Raw genomic sequence first — 18,142 nt, forward strand, 5'->3', positions numbered from 1 at the left:
ACCGTCTGCAATCGATGGAATCACGCGGTATGGGTCCTGGCTTTCGCCAGGACGACACCGATGGTTTGGCAGCAACGCGCCGCCAAACGAATACCGAACCCTACTCCGCCGCGTCCCGCATCTCCGCGCGTTCGGCTCTGGCCGCGCAGAACTTGAATTCCGGGATCTTGCCGAACGGATCGAGCGCCGGGTTGGTCAACAGGTTCGCCGCCGCCTCCGCGTAGCAGAACGGCATGAACACCATGTTCTCCGGCACGTCGCGGTCGGAGCGGACCTTGACCTCGACGGCGCCGCGGCGGGTCTCCAGGCGAATGAAATCGCCCGGCACCAGCTTCTTCTTGTGCATGTCCTTCGGCGACATGAACGCGACCGCCTCGGGCTCGATCTGGTCCAGCACCTGGGCGCGGCGGGTCATCGAGCCGGTGTGCCAGTGCTCCAGCACGCGGCCGGTCGACAGCACCATCGGATATTCGGCGTCCGGGATCTCGTCGGGCGGAATGACCTTGGCCGGCACGATCTTGCCGCGGCCGCTCGCGGTCGGGAAGCCCGTGGTGAAGATGATCTCGTTGCCGGGCTGGTCCGGAGCGTCGACCGGATAGGTCACCGCGCCTTCGCGCACCAGCCGCTCCCAGGTGATGTTCTTCAGCGACGGCATGAGCTCTGCCATCTCGGTGAAGACCTCGCCGGGACCGGCATAATTCCAGGGCAGGCCCATGCGCTTGCCGATCTCCTGGATGATCCAGAGATCCTGTCGCGCATCGCCCGGCGGCTTGATCACCTGGCGGGCGAGCTGCACGCGCCGATCGGTGTTGGTGAAGGAGCCGTCCTTCTCGGCGAACGCCGAGGCCGGCAGGATGACGTCGGCATGGAATGCGGTCTCGGTGACGAAGAGGTCCTGCACCACGAGATGGTCGAGCATCGCGAGCGCCTGGCGCGCATGCTGCAGATCGGGATCGGACATCGCGGGATTCTCGCCCTCGATATACATGCCCGTGATCTCGCCGGCGTGGATCGCGTTCATGATCTCGACTACGGTCAGGCCGCGGACGGGATCGAGATCCTGCTGCCACAGCTTTTCGAAGCTGCCGCGCAGATCGTCGCGGCCGACCGGCTGATAGTCCGGCAGGAACATCGGGATCAGGCCGGCGTCGGATGCGCCCTGCACGTTGTTCTGGCCGCGCAGCGGATGCAGGCCGGTGCCGGGACGGCCGACCTGGCCGGTGATCAGCGCCAGTGCTATCAGGCAGCGCGCATTGTCGGTGCCGTGGACGTGCTGGCTGATGCCCATGCCCCAGAAAATGATCGACGATTTTGCCCGCGCATAGGTTCGCGCCACCTCGCGCAGAGTCTGCGCCGGGATGCCGCAGATCGCCTCCATCTTCTCCGGCGTGAACTCCTTGATCTTCTCCTTGAGGTCCTCGAACCCCTCGGTGTAGCCGGCGATGTACTGGTCGTCGGTCAGCCCTTCGGTGATGATCGTGTTGATCATCGCGTTCAGCATCGCAACGTCGGAGCCGGGCTTGAACTGCAGATGCTTGGTCGCGTGACGCGACAGCGTCTGCCGGCGCGGATCCATCACGAACAGCTTTGCGCCGTTCTGCTTGACTGCGTTCTTGATGAAGGTCGCGGCGACCGGATGGTTCACGGTCGGGTTGGCTCCGATCACGATGATGACCTCGGCATCCATCGCGGCCGAGAATGGCGCCGACACCGCGCCCGAGCTCAGGCCTTCGAACAGCGCCGCCACCGACGAGGCGTGGCACAGACGGGTGCAATGGTCGACGTTGTTGGAGCCGAAGCCGGTACGCACCAGCTTCTGGAACAGATAAGCCTCTTCGTTCGAGCCCTTGGCCGAGCCGAAGCCGGCCAGCGCCTTCACGCCCTTCTCGTCGCGGATCTTGACGAGACCCTTGGCGGCGATGTCGAGCGCTTCCTCCCAGCTCGCTTCGCGGAAATGCGTGAAGGGATTGGCGGGATCGACCTGGTCGTTGGAATCCTTCTTGGCGTTCGGCAGCCGCACCAGCGGCTTGGTCAGGCGATGCGGGTGGTGGATGTAGTCGAAGCCGAAGCGGCCCTTGACACAGAGACGGTTGCGATTGGCGGGGCCGTCGCGGCCCTCGGCGTAGATCACCTTCTCGTCCTTGACCTCGTAAGTCACCTGGCAGCCGACGCCGCAGAACGGACAGAGCGAATCCACCTTCTTGTCGGCATAGGTGACGCGGGTCTGCTTGTCGTCGAGCATCACGGCCGGCATCAACGCGCCGGTCGGGCAAGCCTGCACGCATTCGCCGCAGGCGACGCAGGTGGATTCGCCCATGGGATCGTCGAAGTCGAACACGATCTTCGAGCCATGGTTGCGGTAAGCCATGCCGATGACGTCGTTGACCTGGACCTCACGGCAGGCGCGTACGCACAGGCCGCACTGGATGCAGGCATCGAGGTTGACGCGCATCGCCGGATGGCTGGCGTCGGTTTCCCAGCGCTCGGCGGCGGGGAAGCGGCTCTCGGTGACGCCTGTCGTCTCGGCCCAGTGCCAGAATTTCGAATCCGGATCGTGGCTGGTCTCGCGCGCCGGCTGGTCGGCGACGAGCAGCTCCATCACCATCTTCTGCGCCGACACCGCGCGCGCGGATTCGGACTTCACCTTCATGCCGACCGACGGCGTGCGCTTGCAGGATGCAGCGAGCACGCGCTCGCCCTCGATCTCGACCATGCAGGCACGGCAATTGCCGTCAGGCCGATAATCGGGCGCCGGTGAATAGCACAGATGCGGGATCTCGCGGCCCTGGCGTTTTGCGACTTGCCAGATCGTCTCGCCGGGATTGGCTTCGACCTGCTTGCCGTCGAGCTCGAAGGTAATCTTGGTCATTCGGCCGCTTCCTTGAACTCGTCAGGGAAATATTTGATCACGGTGGCCAGCGGATTCGATGCCGCCTGTCCAAGCCCGCAGATCGAGGCATCGCGCATCGCCTGGCTCAATTCTTCCAGAAGAGCGCGGTTCCAGACCGGCTTCTGCATCAGCAGCGCCGCCTTCTGGGTTCCGACGCGGCACGGCGTGCACTGGCCGCAGCTCTCGTCCTCGAAGAACTTCATCAGGTTCAATGCGGCCGCACGCACGCTGTCCTTTTGCGACAGGATCACGATCGCGGCCGACCCGATGAAGCAGCCGTATTTTTCCAGCGTGCCGAAATCGAGCGGGATGTCGTCCATCGACGCCGGCAGGATGCCGCCGGACGCGCCGCCCGGCAGGTACGCATAGAATTGATGGCCATCGGCCATGCCGCCGCAATATTCGTCGATCAGCTCGCGCACGGTGATGCCCGCGGGTGCGAGCTTCATGCCGGGATTCTTGACGCGGCCCGAGACCGAGAAGCTGCGCAGGCCATGACGCTCGTGGCGGCCATGGCCCTTCCACCAGTCGGCACCCTTCTCGACGATGTCGCGCACCCACCACAGCGTCTCGATGTTGTTGATCAGCGTCGGCAGGCCGAACAGGCCGACCTGGAACGGGTAAGGCGGCTTGTGCCGGGGCAGGCCACGCTTGCCCTCGATGCTTTCGAGCAGCGAGGATTCCTCGCCACAGATATAGGCGCCGGCACCGCGGCGCATGTGCAGCGTCGGGCCACCCGGCGGGAGCTTTGCGATCTCGCGCTCCAGAATCTCGCGCGAGGCCGGATATTCGTCGCGCAGATAGATGTAGACATCGGAGGCCTGCACCACATGCGCGCCGATCAGCATGCCCTCGATGAAGCGATGCGGATCGCTTTCGAGATAGACGCGGTCCTTGAACGTGCCGGGTTCGCCCTCGTCGCCGTTGATCGCCATCAGCCGCGGACCGGGCTCGCCGAGCACGGCGCGCCATTTGCGTCCCGTCGGGAAGCCGGCGCCGCCAAGGCCACGCAGCGAGGCGTCGTCGAGCCCCTTCAAGAGATCGTCCTTCGACAACTCGCCGGAGCGCACGCGATTGAGCAGCTTGTAGCCGCCACCCGTGACATAAGCGTCGTAGTCGACATATTTGGGCAGATGCGCGTGGGTGTCGCCGGCCTTCGCGGCCGCCATCACATTGGCGACGGTCGCATGATCGACGAAGTTGTGGCCGACTTCCGCGGCTGGCGCGGTGTCGCAGCGGCCGACGCAGGGCGCGCGGACGACGCGGATACCAGGACCCGATGAGCTCTGCAAATCCTCGAGCAGCTTCTCGGCCCCGAGCATCGCGCAGGTGATAGAATCGCAGACGCGGATCGTCAGCGGGGCGATATCCGGCTCGCCTTCCTTCACCACGTCGAAATGCGCGTAGAACGTCGCGGTCTCGAACACCTCGGCGAAGGCGAGCTTCATCTCGTCGGCGAGCGCGGCCAGATGCGCGGCCGAGATCTGATGATATCTGTCCTGGATCAGGTGCAGATATTCGATCAGGAGATCACGCCGCCGCGGCCTGTCGCCGAGCAGCTGCTCGATCTCGTGCGCGGCGGTGGGATCGACCTGCCGCCCCTTGGGCGTGGCCTTGGCTCGCTTGCGTCCCTCACCGGGATGCTCGAACGGGCGGACCTTGTGCACGTCGTCGTGGCTCATCGATTCGTCTCGATCTCGTCTTTTAGAACGGCTCCAGTCTTAGCCCCTGGCATGCCAGATGCCAAGCAAATTATCATGCTCGCGGAAGCGGTTAAGCGCAGCCCAAGAGCAGCCCTGGGATCGTTGCCCGGACACGACCTTGCGTTGGTCCAACGCGCCAATCGATAGAACGAAGCCTGAATTGGTCTGGAGATCAATAAAGGCTTCCCATGCTGCGATAGCGAAATCGTATCGAGCTCCCGCTCCGGGACCACGGGTAACCCCTCAACGCCCCGATGCTGACGGGTCAGCTTTTGCCCATGCACTCCTCGATATAGAACCAGCGCTCGTCGCCCGCGAGGCCCTTGGCCTTCACGTCCTTGCGGCACTCCCTGAGCTTCGACTTGTTGGCGCTCCACTTGGCCTTCATGTCCTTGAGCTTCTGCGCGGTCAGCTTGATCTTGCCGGGCTTGGCCTCGGTCGCGGCGGGCGGCATTGCAGCCGGTGGCGCGGCAGTCCGTGCGGATGCGGATTGCAGGGCGCCGGCGACGAGCAGCACGGCGGCTGCACAAACGAGCTTACGAACCATCGAATTCCCCCAGGGGTAGTTTTGAAACAATCGAAATGAGCGGCGGGAGCGCGCATGGTGCGCTCCCGCCGGGATGAACGTGCGATCAGAAAATCTTGACCGCGCTCTCCAGCGTCTTCCAGACGCCCCAAGCCAGCGGCACGCCAACAAAGGCCCAGAACAGCGCCGCATTGGCATCCAGCCCGCCCTTGCCGATGCCGAACGAGCCGTGCTGGACCGACGCCTCGCTCTTCGCACTGGCCGCCTGCAGGCGGGCCACCTCCTCGTGGCTCATGTTCCACTTCGGATCGACCGGCTTGATCAGGTAGTTGCAGATCAAACCGGCGATCAGCATGGCACATAGGATGTACATCGTCGTGTTGTAGAGCTGATCACGCGGCACGCCGGCCGCGAGCTGGAACTCGCGGATGTAGTTAACCACGACCGGACCGATGATGCCGGCAGTCGACCATGCCGTCAGCAACCGGCCATGGATGGCGCCGACGAACTGGGTTCCGAACATGTCGGCAAGATAGGCCGGCACCGTCGCGAAGCCGCCGCCGTACATCGACAGGATGATGCCGAACCCGAGCACGAACAGCAGTTTCGAGCCCATCGCCGCGAAGGTGGGCGCCAGCGCGTAGAGCACGATGCCGAGGATGAAAAACGTGTAGTAGGTGTTCTTGCGCCCCATGAGGTCCGACATCGACGCCCAGAAGAACCGGCCGCCGATATTGAACAGCGAGAGCAGGCCGGCGAAGCCGGCGGCGATCGCCGCGATCGATGCCTTCTGTTCGACCGAAAGCTGGCTGAACGTCAGCTCCGGATGCCCGATCAACTTGCCGGCGAAAATTTCCTGGAGCATGGGCGAAGCCATGCCGATCACACCGATACCCGCCGAGACATTCAAGCAGAGCACCCACCAGATCAGCCAGAATTGCGGCGTCTTGTGCGCGTTGTTGAGGTGCACATGGTGCTCGGTGATCATCGACTTCTTCTCGCTCGGCGGGGTCCAACCGTCAGGCTGCCAGCCGGGCGGCGTCACCCGATATGAAAAGGCACCGATCGTCATGAAGATGAAATAGATCACGCCCATCACGACGAAGGTCTGCCAGACGCCGACATCCGTTGCAGTCTTGAAGTAGTTGATCAGCAGATTGGCGAGCGGCGCACCGATCATCGCACCACCGCCAAAACCCATGATGGCCATGCCCGTCGCCATGCCGCGGCGATCGGGGAACCATTTGATCAGCGTCGACACCGGCGAGATATAGCCGAGGCCGAGCCCGACGCCGCCGATGACGCCGGCTCCGAGCCACATGATCCAGAGTTGATGGACGTAGACGCCGAAGGCGCCGATCAAGAGGCCGCCGCCCCAGCAAAGCGCGGCAACGAAACCTGCCTTGCGCGGGCCGGCACGCTCGAGCCAGCCGCCCCAAATCGCGGCAGAGACGCCGAGCAGGACGAAGAACAGCGTGTACATCCAGCCGAGGCTTGCGACCTTCCAGTCGCACGTCGTGGTGAACAGCTCCTGCCACAACGAGATGTCGGGGCAAGCCTTGCTCTGCGTGATGCCGATCGAGCGCGACAGCGGCAGCCAGAACACCGAGAAGCCGTAGGCCATGCCGATGCAGAGATGGATGCACAGCGCGGCCGGCGGCACCAGCCAGCGATTGAACCCGGCCTTCGCGATCGTGCGTTCACGATCGAGGAAGCCGGAAGCACCAACCGGTGCAAGAACGGTATCGGCAGTCGTCATAAGCATTCCCTCCCAAGCGCGGCCTTGCCGGCATATCGGTTTGCGACCGGTCGTGTGCGTGCTTGGCAGCCGCGCATGACAGGTCGGACTTCATTCATGCCGAAGTGGAATCGTCTGGCGCGCATCCGTCTTGCGCGCCGAGCAAGCAACTGATCGCGGGCGATGTCCCTTCGCCTCGCAAGCAGCGTTGCCGTGACGGCTATCGCGCCCTCATCCCCCTCAACACCCTGTCTTGAGAGGAGCAACGCGCGTGCCAGAAGTCGCATCGTGACGATTCAACGACTTCCCGCAGCGCAACGTGCCGTGCCGGACAGAATGTCCCGAATCCAAGGACAAAATGTCCAATCAGGTCGCTTCGGGCAGCCACATCGTGAAGGTGCTCCCGGAACCGAGGTGGCTTTCGGCCGTGATCTGTCCGCCCTGACGCTTGATCAGCGTCTGGCTGATGGAGAGGCCCAGTCCGGTGCCTTGCCGCCGTTTCGTGGTGTAGAAGGGGTCGAAAATCTTTGCGATTACGTCTGCGCTCATGCCGATGCCGGTATCAGTGACCTCGATGGCGACGCCTTGATGGCCGTCGCGCTCGGCATCGAAGGAGCGGAGCGTCAGGGTTCCGCCGTCCGGCATGGCGTGGATCGCGTTGACGATGAGATTGACCAGGACCTGCTGCAGCTCGTTCCGGTTCATCAGCACGAGCCGGCTGGCGCGGTCGTCCCTGACCACGGCGATCTCGGTCTTGTTCAGAAGATGCTGCACCAGCGGCAGACAGTCGGAGATGACGCTTGTCGGCGCATGGCGCTCGACATAGCCGGCATATTCCTCCGGCCTTGCAAACTGCAGCAGCTTGGTCACGATCTGGCTGATGCGGTGAATCTGCTCGTCGAGCAGGCGAAACTCGACCTTCGCCTTGTCGGCATCGGCCCCGAATACGCTGCGGATGACGTCGAGATTGCCCTGCATCACCGCGATCGGATTGTTGATTTCGTGCGCAACGCCGGCGGTGATCTCGCCGATCGCAGCCAGCTTCTCGGACATGATGAGCTGCTTGGTGGTTGCCTCGAGCTTGAGATTGGCGTGCTCGAGGTCCCGGGTGCGCTCCAGCACGCGGACGTTCAGTTCCTCATTCCATTCCCGGAGCTGCCGGTCGCGTTCCTGGATCTGGTCGAGCAGGCTGTCGAGATGAACCGCGACGCGGCCGATCTCGTCACCCAACACCGGCATCTTGGTGCGGGCGGAGAGGTTCCCGCGCTCCACCTCGCCGATCGTCGCCGTGACGCGCTCCAGCGGCATGAAGATGGAGGTCGCCCAGCGCAGGAAGATCGGTACGGTCGCGGCGGTGATCGCGATGAACGCTGCGATGATGATCACCAACGTCTGGTATTTGGCTTCGCTGAACGGCTTCTCCAGAAAGCCGACATAGAGCATGCCGACCCGCTTGCCATAACTGTCGACCAGCGGCTCGTAAGCGGAGATGTACCAGTCATTGACCACGAAAGCACTGTCGAGCCAGGTGTGCCCCTCGCCCAGCACGGCCGAGCGCACCGCCGCCGACACGCGCGTGCCGAGCGCGCGCCGTCCCTCGAACAGACGGACATTGGTCGATATCCGCACGTCGTCCAGGAACAGCGTCGCGGTGCCCTGGCTGCCCTCCGGCAGGCTCGCAGCGCGGTAGACGAGATCGTTGATCGTGTCGATGAATTCGAGATTCTGGTTGAGCAGCGTGCCGCCGACCAGCGCAGCGGCGCCTCCGTCAGGCAGCATCGCCCGGCTCGCCGCGTGCACGACCATGCCGCGCGTCTCCGTGCTGCGGTCGGTCGGCACCGCATTCGGGGTCGGCACGAGATCCAATCGCGCGCGCTCGGCCAGGGCCGGCGAAATTGCGGCCAGCTCGTCATTGCCGAAAATATCGACGCCGGTCGCAGGGACCTGACCCGACAGCGCCGACATGATGATCGGCCAGTCGCCTCTCGGTTGATGCTGCAGCGGGGGCGATGAGGCCAGAACGTCGCCGCGATCGTTGGTCAGATACAGGAAATCGAGACCGATCTCCTTGCGGGTCTCGTCGAGCAGGTCCCGCAGCGAGCCGCGCGCATCCGGCGCCAGCACCTCCTGGAAGCGGGCCGACAGGCCGAGCGCCCGGATCTGGACGCCGGTCTTTTCCAGGATGCGGGCGAGATATTGATGGGCGATGGTGAGATCGCCGTTCACCTTGGAGATCAGGGCCGCGTCGAATTTCGCGTTCCAGCGATAGATCGCAACGCCGAGCAGGAGCGGCAGGATGACCAGCATCGGCAGCAGAGCGATCGCGAGCAACCGGAATCGGACGGAGCGTCCCCGCACGAGCTCACCGCTGCGGCGGGCACCATCAGACATCCCATAACGCGCATTTGCGGTCGATGGTCTTGCGCGAGATACCGAGACGCCGCGCCGCCTCCTCGCGATTGCCGTTGGCCTCCTTCAGCACACCGAGAATGTGACGGCGCTCGAGCTCGGCGAGACTGTCGGCAGGTGCCGACTGACCGTCGTTGCGGGGACCGGCGAAATCGTCGGGGAAGGCGCCGAGGATCAGCGTGCGTTCAATCAAATTGCGCAGCTCGCGCACATTGCCCGGCCAGTCATAGCTTGCGAGCGCCGCCCGCACCGAGGCGTCGATCGGCACCGGCGGCATGCCGAGCTGAGCCGACAGCTTGCTCATGAAGATGGCGGCAAGCTCCTGCACGTCATCGCCGCGATCCTTCAGGAGCGGCAGGTGAATCTGCATCACGTTGAGCCGGTAGAACAGATCGGCTCGGAAACGGCCCTTCTCGACCTCTTTCTGAAGCTCGGCATTGGTTGCGAAGATGAAACGCAGGTCGACCGGAACTTCACGCTCGGAGCCCACCGGACGGACGCGGCGGTCTTCGAGCACGCGAAGCAGCTTGCTCTGCATCGGCAGCGGCAGCTCCCCGATCTCGTCGAGGAACAGCGTGCCGCCATGCGCGTACAGGAACAAGCCCTCACGCCCCGAATCGGCGCCGGTGAAGGCGCCCTTGATGTGTCCGAACAGCTCCGCCTCGATCATCTCGGGCGGGATCGCCGCGCAATTGACGGGCACGAAGGGCTTATCGGCGCGGTCGGACAACGAGTGGATCGAGCGTGCTGCCACTTCCTTGCCGGTGCCGGATGCGCCGGTGAGGAGAACCGAGGTCGGCAGGCGTGCGACGCGCGCGATGGTCTCACGCACGCGCAGCGTCGCTGCCGATTGTCCGATCAGATTGTCGCGCAGAAAGGTGCGGTCGGACGAGGCACGCAGGGCATAGCGCAGGACATAGTTCTCGCGCTGGAGGCGGACACGGTCGAGGCATCGTGCCACCGCGTTGAGGATCTGGTTGGAGCGGAACGGCTTGAGCACGAAATCGGCCGCACCAGCGCGCAGGGCCTGGATCGCGGTGTCGAGGTCGGCATAAGCGGTGATCAGGATGGCGTCGGCGAAAAAGCCGACGGCGCGCTGCTCGGCGAGCCAATCGACGCCGTTCTTGCCTGGCATGATGTTGTCGAGAATGACGACGTCGTAGCGGTTGGAATCGAGCTTGCGCGAGGCCTGGTCGGTATCGGCCGCCTCGTCCACCAGCTTGCAGCGCGGTCCAAGCGTGCGCACCAGGAAATTGCGCATGCCCGGCTCGTCGTCGACGATCAGGATCGAGGCCTGCGCCAGCGCGCCGAACTCCGGCCCTGCAGCCGTCTTGCCGGGCTTGACGGCAGGCTCGCGGCCCGCCGCGGGACCTGCAGCAGCGCTTGCCCTCGATGTTGCGAAAGTCATGCCCGACGTCTTTGAGAGTCTTGGGTTTGAGGGTCTTGGGATTGAGGGTCTTGGGATTGAGGGTCTTGGGTTTGAGAGACTTGGGTTTGAGCTCATGCACGGCACCAATCGGCGCCTTTCGCATTGCAGCGAAGTTCCGGCCGTGTCCCGCGCAGGCAACATAGTCAAACGTCGCCGCCGTGAATATTCGCCTTTCTACGGGGCGTCGCTCTTTTCGACCAGGAACACGATGCGCGCCTCGTTGCGCTCGGTGATCTCGACCTTGTCGCCGGTCTCGCGGATCAGGTTCGGAATGTCAATCACCGACAAGGGATCGGTGCAGTGGACCTCGAGCTGATCGCCCGGCTGCAACGGCTTGAGCGCCTTGCGCGTCTTCAGGGCGGGCAGCGGGCATTTCAGTCCGGTGAGATCGAGCGTCGTTCTGGTCATGGGCGCAACATGGCGGGACCGATCGATGGCGTCAACGCAAGGCCGCTAGAGCAGATCGGCGTAGGACAAAAAGCCTACGTCCTGCCCTGGCTCGACGCCCGTGACGCTCTCACCGAGCTCGACGAGGCCGTCGGTCTCGACCAGCGAGGACAACAGCCCGGCCCCTTCGCGCGGGAACTTCACCGCCTCCAGCGTGCCGTCCTGCGCCCGCCGCAAGGAGACGCGAACATATTCGCGCCGGCCCGCCTTCTTCTTGTAGGTGAAAGCCGCCCGCATCGGGATCGGCAGAAGCGGCTCCGGCAGGCCGCCGGCGAGCGCCAGCACCGTCGGGCGCACGACATGGACGAAGGTCACGAAGCTCGCGACGGGATTGCCGGGCAATCCGATCAGCGGCGTGCCGTCGATAATGCCCATCGCCACGGGACGGCCAGGCTTGATCGCCATCCGCCACAGCACCAGCGAGCCGATGCTCTCGACCGCCGCCTTGACGTGGTCCTCCTCGCCGGTCGAGACGCCGCCGGTCGTGAGGATCAGGTCATGATCACCGGCCACCTGCTTCAAGCCATTCGCGAGCGAAGTCCGCTCGTCGCGCAAGATGCCGAGATCGCTGACCTCGCAGCCGAGCCGGCGCAGCATCGCCATCAGCATGAAGCGGTTGGAATCGAACAGTTGCGAGGCCGCGCGCGGCTCGCCGGGCGAGGCCAACTCGTCGCCGGTCGAGAACACCGCAACGCGAATGCGCCTGATGACGTCGAGACTGACAAGTCCGAACGCGGCGGCGAGCGCGACATGCTGCGGCCGCAAGCGCTGGCCGGCGCGCAGCGCGATGTGGCCCTCAGGGATGTCCTCGCCCGCGGGGCGGACATTGGCGCCGGGCTTCAGCCCCGGCGGCAGCACGATCTTGCCGTCATCGTCGATGCGAACGTCCTCCTGCATGAAGACGGTTTCTGCATCCGGCGGCATCGGCGCGCCCGTGAAAATGCGTGCGGTATGGCCGGGCTTGATCGGCGCCTGTGCGAGGCCGCCGGCCTGGATGCGGCCATCGAGCGGGAACGCCCGCTCCGCGGCTTCAGGAATGTCGGCGTTGCGCACGGCGTAGCCGTCGACCGCCGAGTTGGTGAAGGGCGGCAGCGGCAGAGGCGCTGCGACATCGCGCGCCAGCACGCGCCCGTCCGCGTCGACCAGCGCCACCGTCTCCAGATCGGCGATCGCGTTGACGCGCGTCGTAATGAGACCGACGGCCTCGTCGACCGACATCATCGGGCCGCCGAAGGCAAAGCAATCGTCCGACAGTTGCGCCATGGTGCCTCGTCAGCGTATCGCGGCGCTTTTCGCCACCGCTTCTTCGACCGGCATCGCGGCGCGCAGCAGCAACGCCGCAGCTGCCGCGACATCGTCGAGATGGACAGTGGGCAGCCCCGTGTCAATGGCGGTGTCGGCCGCGATCCCGGCGATCCCGGGATCGTCGGGAAACAGCAACGGCTTGCCGTTCGCCGCGCGATGCACCTCGATCTTGCGATGCGGCTCGCGCTTGAAGCCCTCGACCACGACGAGATCGACCGCGGAAAGCTTGCTCAGGAGCTCGGGCAGCCGCGGCTCCGCCGCCCCGCGCAGTTCGTGCATCAGGGCCCAGCGGTTTGACGAAGCAACCAGCACCTCGGCCGCGCCGGCCTCGCGATGGCGCCAGGAATCCTTGCCGGGGACATCGACGTCGAACTGGTGATGCGCATGCTTGATGACCGAGACGCGCAGCCCTTGCGCGTTGAAATGCGGGATCAGCCGCGTCAACAGCGTGGTCTTGCCCGCACCGCTCCAGCCTGCAAGGCCGATGACTTTCATTCCAGCTCCGTGTCCGCGAGCGACTTGGTTTTGGTGGAACCGCTATCCCTCCCCGTCATTGCGAGCGAAGCGAGGCAATCCAGACTGCTTCCACGGTGGCACTCTGGATTGCTCCGTCGCTTCGCTCCTCGCAATGACGAACGGAGGCATTTCGTTTTCCGTCAGCATGCTTATATCGGCTTGACCCGAATGTCATGCTAACCTCGCCGCCATGATGAAGATCGACAAAGCCCCCGTGCCCCTGATCGTCCCTGACACGGCCGACCCGCGCCTGACCCAGAGCGTGGCCGGGACCGACCAGACCGGCGCCAGGGTCGAGATCAAGGTGCCGATGGAGCGGCCGCTGACGCTCTACCTGAATTCCCAGGAGATCGTCACCATGATGACGATCGGCGATTACCCGGAATATCTGGCGCTCGGCTACCTGCTGAACCAGAACATGCTGAAATATAATGACGTGGTCACGGAGGTCGAATACGACGACGACCTCCAGGTGGTCGTGGTGCGCACCACGCACCACACCAATTTCGAGGCCAAGCTGAAGAAGCGCACGCAGACCTCGGGCTGTGCGCAGGGCACCGCCTTCGGCGATCTGCTCGAGGCGGTCGAAAGCGTCGCACTGCCGAAGGCCGAGCTGCGCACCTCCTGGCTTTACCAGATGACGCAGACCATCAACACGATGCCCTCGCTCTATCTGGAGGCCGGGGCGATCCACGGCTGTGTGCTGTGCAAGGAAGGCACCCCGCTTTGCTACACCGAAGACGTCGGCCGCCACAACGCCGTCGACAAGATCGCGGGCTGGATGTACCGCCACGGTGTCGATGCTAGCGACAAGATCCTCTACACCACGGGGCGGCTCACCTCGGAGATGGTGATCAAGACGGTCCGCATGGGAATTCCGATCCTGGTGTCGCGCTCCGGCTTCACCGCCTGGGGCGTCGATCTCGCAAGACAGGTCGGGCTGACGCTGGTCGGACGCACCCGCGGCAAACGCTTCATCGTCCTCGCGGGCGAGGAACGCATCGTCTACGACCAGGACCTCGCTTACGTCGAGGAAGAGTCGGCGAAGCACAAGCGCAAGGGTGAAGCTGGTGACGACTGAGAGTTTGCCGACGCAAGGCGTGCTGCTCGCCGGCGGCCTGGCTCGGCGCATGGGCGGTGGCGACAAGCCGATGCGCACGATCGGCGGTCGCACCATCCTTGAGCGCGTGATCGCGCGCCTTTCGCCCCAGTGCAGCGGACTGATCCTCAACGCGAATGGCGATCCCGCGCGTTTCGCCGCATTCGGCCTGCAGGTCGTCGCCGACGACGTGCCCGGCTTTCCCGGTCCGCTCGCCGGCATCCTCGCCGCGCTCGACTGGACCGCGGCGAACCGGCCGGGCGTCGAATGGGTGCTCAGCGCCGCCGGCGACTGCCCGTTCCTGCCGCGCGATCTGGTCGCGCGCCTGCATGAAGCGCGAAAACGGGAGAACGCTCAGCTCGCGGTGGCGGCATCAGGCGAGCAGTCCCATCCCGTGATCGGCCTGTGGCGCGTCGGCTTGCGCGACGAACTCAGGCACGCACTGGTCGTCGAGGACCTCCGCAAGATCGACCGTTGGACCGCGCGCTATCCGCTCGCGACGGTGACGTGGCCAACCGAGCCGCTAGATCCGTTCTTCAACGCCAATACGGTCGAGGATATCGCCGAGGCCGAACGGCTGGCGGCGCTGGATGATGCATCCTAATGCGTTGCCTGTTCATGGCCTTGAGCTCCTGGCTATGAACCGGACCTAAGAAGCGAACGACCAATGATTGGGACGTTGCCCCGGATGAGCCATGGCCGACTCGCTCTTGGAAGTCATTTTCGATGTTGTCGATATCGCGTTCGATGTTTCGGACGCAATCGATCGCACGAAGCAGCTGGGCAAGCCTGACACCGTGGAAGTCCCGCCGGACCCGAAACCGTTGTCGGCCGCCGCCCAGCGTGCGCTCGCCGAAGCCGAGGAACGGGAGCGCAAACGCGGTCAGTCCGATCAAGCCGCCAGCCGCACCGACCAGGCATCGTAGCTGCAGACCCAGCCGGTATCAGTCCGCTCCTTCAGCCGAATATTTGATGCGCGAGGTCTTCTGCACCGTCGCTACGCAGGCCGGAATCCCGCCCGCTCCAGCGCGGCGTGCGCCTCATTCGAGCCAAGCGCATCGAGAAACGCCTGCACCGCCGGCCGGTCCTTGCGCGCCGTGACCAGCGCGAAGTCATAATGCTCTTCCGCGAACGGAATGAAACCGAGGCCGGCCGCTTGGGCGACCGGCGCAATGGTCATGCCCCAGTCGGCACGGTGCTGCGCAACAGCTGCCGCAACTGCATTGTGCGACCGCGGCTGGTTCCAGTAGCCTTCCGGGCGCGCACCGCCGAGCAGCCGGTCGATCAGGATGCGCGTGCCGGCGCCCTGGTTGCGGTTGACCATGATGCAGGCGGGATCAGCGAGCGCCGCCGCGACGGCCTCCTTCGCACCGAGGCCCTCGAAACGCCTGTCGTCCGGGCGGAAGACGATGCCCTGCATCCGACGCCAGCCCGGTACGAGCTCGAGCCCCTCGACGAGATAGGGCGAGTTGTAGGTCTCGCTCTTGTCATCGAACAGATGGATCGGCGCCAAATCGCATTCACCGCGCTTTGCGGCCGCGAGTCCACCGAGGCTGCCGACGGCAATCGAGCGCACGGCCAGGCCGGCATGCGCGAGCTGGGCGGTGACGAGATCGAGGCCGGTGCAATGGCTGCCGACGATGACGAGATCGGGCACGCGCACATGCGGCGTGAACAGCGTCACCTCGGTTTCAGTTCCGGCCGGCATCTGGTCGGCGAGCGCATCAATGCGCAAAAAGCCATCAGCCTGCGCGAAGGACGTGACCGCACCAGACCCTTTGCCGGAGGGGTAGGCGATCAGACCGTCCCTGCCCTCGACCAGCGACACCATGACGAACTCGGTGCGGCCGAGCTCGGACGCAATGCGCACCGGCACGGTCGCGTTCACCTTGGCATCCGAGCGCGGCGGCAAGCCAGCCAGCTTGCGCAGCACCGGCACGACCATGTCGTGGAAGGTAAACATCGCCGAGGTCGGAAAGCCCGGCAGGATCACCACCGGCTTGCCGTCGCACACCGCAAGGCACAACGGCTTGCCGGGCTTGAGCGCAACGCCATGCGCGATGATGCCGGGCTGGCCGAGCCGGCCGATGATGCGATGCGACAAGTCGCCCGCGCCTTTCGAGGTGCCGCCCGACAGGACCAGCATGTCGGATTCGGCGAGCGCGCGGCGCATGGCGGATTCGAGTTTCGCCTCATCGTCCGGAATGGCGCCGAGGAAGATCGCCTCTCCGCCATTCTCGTCGATCGCAGCGGTGACGATGGCGCCGTTGGTGTCGTAGATCGCGGCGGGCGGAAGAGCCCCGCCGGGTTGGACCAGCTCGTCACCGGTGGAGATCACGGCGACACGCGGCCTCCGCGCGACGGTCACCCCGGCGACGCCGCACGCGGCCAGCATGCCGATCTCGCGCGAGCCGATGATGGTGCCGGCACGCAGCAGCGCCTCGCCGCGCGCAATGTCGGATCCGGCGTACGACACGAATTGCCCGGGCGAGACCGCCCGACGCACGTCGATCGCATCAAGGCCAACCGGCTGGGTGTGCTCGACCATGACGACCGCGTCGGCGCCACGCGGCAACGGACCGCCGGTGGCGATCGGCGTTGCGGTTCCCGCTGCCACCTGGAGCGTCGGCGCGGTGCCGCAGTGGATGGTCTCGCCGTTCAGCGTGAGGCGCCGAGGAGCGCCTTCGCCAGCCGCCGCAAGGTCTGCCGAGCGCACGGCAAAACCGTCGACATTGGAGCGATCGAAAGGGGGAACGTCGATCGGCGCAGTGATGTCTTCAGCGAGCGCCACGCCGAGCGCATCGCCGAGCTTGCGCTTTTCGCTCGGAACGGCGCGCGGGAACAACGCGGCCTCGAAGCGCGCCAGGGCCTCCTCGCGCGAGAGGATCTTGAGGAACTGCTCCTGTTCGAGCGCGCTGCGGATTTGCGATTGCGGGTTCATCGACATGCCAAAACCCATATCATTCCCACATTAGATAGGCATCGACCGGCACGCCTGCCGCAAATCCCTCGTGGCTGTCAGGAATGAGCAGCCATGCATCCGCACCGGCAATGGCCTGGAGCGGCCATTCGCCCACGGCGAGCGGCGTCCAGCCGTGATGTTCCCTGGCCAGCAAAGCGATCTCGACGATGCCGACGCTGGACGCGATTTTTCGCGCAAGCGGCAGGCTCACCTGCCGGCGCGGCCGGCGCAGCGATAATCGGTCGATGAGCGGAAGCACGAGCGCGAGCCACACCGCCAGCGCATGATCCGGCGAGCCCGGCAAGGCGACGACGGGAACCTTTCCGAGCTTCGCGACCGCGGCGGTACGCCCGGGCTGAAGCGCAAGACCGTGGGCGATCACATGACCACGCTGAGCCAGCGCGGCGACGGCCGCATCGCCGCGGCCAACTCCGCTGCCGCCGACCGTCAGGATCAGATCGCAAGAGGATATATCCAGCGCATCGGCAATCGACACCGCATCACGCGCGCCGGCCTCATGCGTCTTCACATCCACTCCCGCGGCGCCCGCGATCGCGGCGATCATATGCATCGTTGCCGTTGCACCCGGCACGTTGACGATGCTCAGCCGGGGCCGACGCACGCCGAGCTTGTCCAAGCCGGCAACGCGCGCGAGCAGCAGATCGGCCGCGGCGACCGGTTGGCCCTCGGCGCCGGCCGGCGTGCGCGCCGCGATGTCGCTGCCGCCACGCCTGACGCCCTGCCCCGGCACGCCCTCCGCCAGCACCTGCACGAGCGGCCCCGATGGATCGACCGCGTCGGCATCGAGTACACAGTCGCAGCCGTCGGGCATCGCGTCACCGGCTTCGACCCACACGGGCGCTTGTGTCAACGGCAGCGGCGAATAAGAGGACGCGCCGACGAGATCGTTGGCGCAGAGCGCCCAGCCGTCCGCGGCGGCGATGTCGTGATGCGGATGGGCCGCAAGCAGCGGCGTGCCCGCCGCGATGCAGCCGGCCGCTTCGCTCAGCGGCAACTCCACCGGTGCGAGCGGTTCAAGCGCGCTCAGCAACGCGGCGAGCGCGGTGTCGAGCGGGGTCAGCGATGGCGGCAGGCGCTGGGTCATGCGCCATGGTGGA

14 protein-coding genes are annotated in these 18,142 nt (G+C 65.3%); 3 read left to right on the plus strand and 11 right to left on the minus strand.

Annotated elements, in window-relative coordinates; translation table 11 throughout:
• Window positions 1-100: 100 nt before the first annotated feature.
• The 9 genes from fdhF to mobB all read right to left on the minus strand — a co-directional run bounded on the left by fdhF (window position 101) and on the right by mobB (window position 12,942).
• On the minus strand, window positions 101-2,869 hold the full coding sequence (gene fdhF, locus XH81_RS30040) for a formate dehydrogenase subunit alpha (RefSeq protein ID WP_038972026.1): 2,769 nt from the start codon (window positions 2,867-2,869) through the stop codon (window positions 101-103).
• A complete protein-coding gene (locus XH81_RS30045) occupies window positions 2,866-4,572 on the minus strand; it encodes an NADH-ubiquinone oxidoreductase-F iron-sulfur binding region domain-containing protein (protein ID WP_038949552.1) in 1,707 nt (568 codons plus the stop codon). The genes fdhF and XH81_RS30045 overlap by 4 nt, the downstream gene beginning before the upstream one ends.
• Before the next feature lie 286 nt (window positions 4,573-4,858).
• Window positions 4,859-5,140 (minus strand): hypothetical protein, encoded by a 282-nt coding sequence (locus XH81_RS30050; protein WP_271596501.1) that lies wholly within the window; start codon window positions 5,138-5,140, stop codon window positions 4,859-4,861.
• Window positions 5,141-5,225: 85 nt separating this feature from the next.
• Window positions 5,226-6,878 carry an OFA family MFS transporter gene (locus tag XH81_RS30055; RefSeq protein WP_028142275.1) on the minus strand — a complete coding sequence of 551 codons (1,653 nt, stop codon included), beginning with the start codon at window positions 6,876-6,878 and terminating at the stop codon, window positions 5,226-5,228.
• Between the two features lie 345 nt (window positions 6,879-7,223).
• Window positions 7,224-9,248 carry a sensor histidine kinase gene (locus XH81_RS30060; RefSeq protein ID WP_212429302.1) on the minus strand — a complete coding sequence of 675 codons (2,025 nt, stop codon included), beginning with the start codon at window positions 9,246-9,248 and terminating at the stop codon, window positions 7,224-7,226.
• A complete protein-coding gene (locus XH81_RS30065; protein ID WP_271596502.1) occupies window positions 9,241-10,674 on the minus strand; it encodes a sigma-54-dependent transcriptional regulator in 1,434 nt (477 codons plus the stop codon). The genes XH81_RS30060 and XH81_RS30065 overlap by 8 nt, the downstream gene beginning before the upstream one ends.
• A 195-nt stretch (window positions 10,675-10,869) precedes the next feature.
• Window positions 10,870-11,103, minus strand: coding sequence for a sulfurtransferase TusA family protein (locus tag XH81_RS30070; RefSeq protein ID WP_028142272.1), 234 nt, complete (start codon window positions 11,101-11,103; stop codon window positions 10,870-10,872).
• 45 nt (window positions 11,104-11,148) lie between these two features.
• Window positions 11,149-12,405 (minus strand): molybdopterin molybdotransferase MoeA, encoded by a 1,257-nt coding sequence (locus tag XH81_RS30075; protein ID WP_152103449.1) that lies wholly within the window; start codon window positions 12,403-12,405, stop codon window positions 11,149-11,151.
• A 9-nt stretch (window positions 12,406-12,414) separates the two neighbouring features.
• Window positions 12,415-12,942, minus strand: a complete 528-nt coding sequence (gene mobB / locus XH81_RS30080; protein WP_028142270.1) for a molybdopterin-guanine dinucleotide biosynthesis protein B — start codon at window positions 12,940-12,942, stop codon at window positions 12,415-12,417.
• 211 nt (window positions 12,943-13,153) lie between these two features.
• Here mobB and fdhD point away from each other — a divergent pair, with 211 nt between their 5' ends.
• From fdhD to XH81_RS30095, 3 genes are all read left to right on the plus strand, one after another.
• Window positions 13,154-14,044: a formate dehydrogenase accessory sulfurtransferase FdhD gene (fdhD, locus tag XH81_RS30085; RefSeq protein ID WP_028142269.1), complete on the plus strand. Its 891-nt coding sequence runs from the start codon at window positions 13,154-13,156 to the stop codon at window positions 14,042-14,044.
• Entirely contained in the window at window positions 14,025-14,666 is a 642-nt protein-coding gene (mobA, locus tag XH81_RS30090) for a molybdenum cofactor guanylyltransferase MobA (RefSeq protein ID WP_028142268.1), read from the plus strand. Before fdhD ends, mobA begins: the two co-directional genes overlap by 20 nt.
• Before the next feature lie 91 nt (window positions 14,667-14,757).
• Window positions 14,758-14,988 (plus strand): hypothetical protein, encoded by a 231-nt coding sequence (locus XH81_RS30095; RefSeq protein ID WP_028142267.1) that lies wholly within the window; start codon window positions 14,758-14,760, stop codon window positions 14,986-14,988.
• A gap of 71 nt (window positions 14,989-15,059) precedes the next feature.
• Here the strand turns inward: XH81_RS30095 and XH81_RS30100 are convergent, their stop codons facing one another.
• Both XH81_RS30100 and XH81_RS30105 read right to left on the minus strand, forming a co-directional pair.
• Window positions 15,060-17,009, minus strand: coding sequence for a molybdopterin biosynthesis protein (locus XH81_RS30100; protein ID WP_028142266.1), 1,950 nt, complete (start codon window positions 17,007-17,009; stop codon window positions 15,060-15,062).
• 13 nt (window positions 17,010-17,022) lie between these two features.
• Complete coding sequence (locus XH81_RS30105) at window positions 17,023-18,129, minus strand: molybdopterin-binding protein (RefSeq protein ID WP_028142265.1); 1,107 nt, start codon at window positions 18,127-18,129, stop codon at window positions 17,023-17,025.
• Window positions 18,130-18,142: the final 13 nt, after the last annotated feature.

It is taken from the genome of Bradyrhizobium sp. CCBAU 25360, assembly GCF_028128695.1.
Classification (GTDB): Bacteria; Pseudomonadota; Alphaproteobacteria; order Rhizobiales; family Xanthobacteraceae; genus Bradyrhizobium; species Bradyrhizobium ottawaense.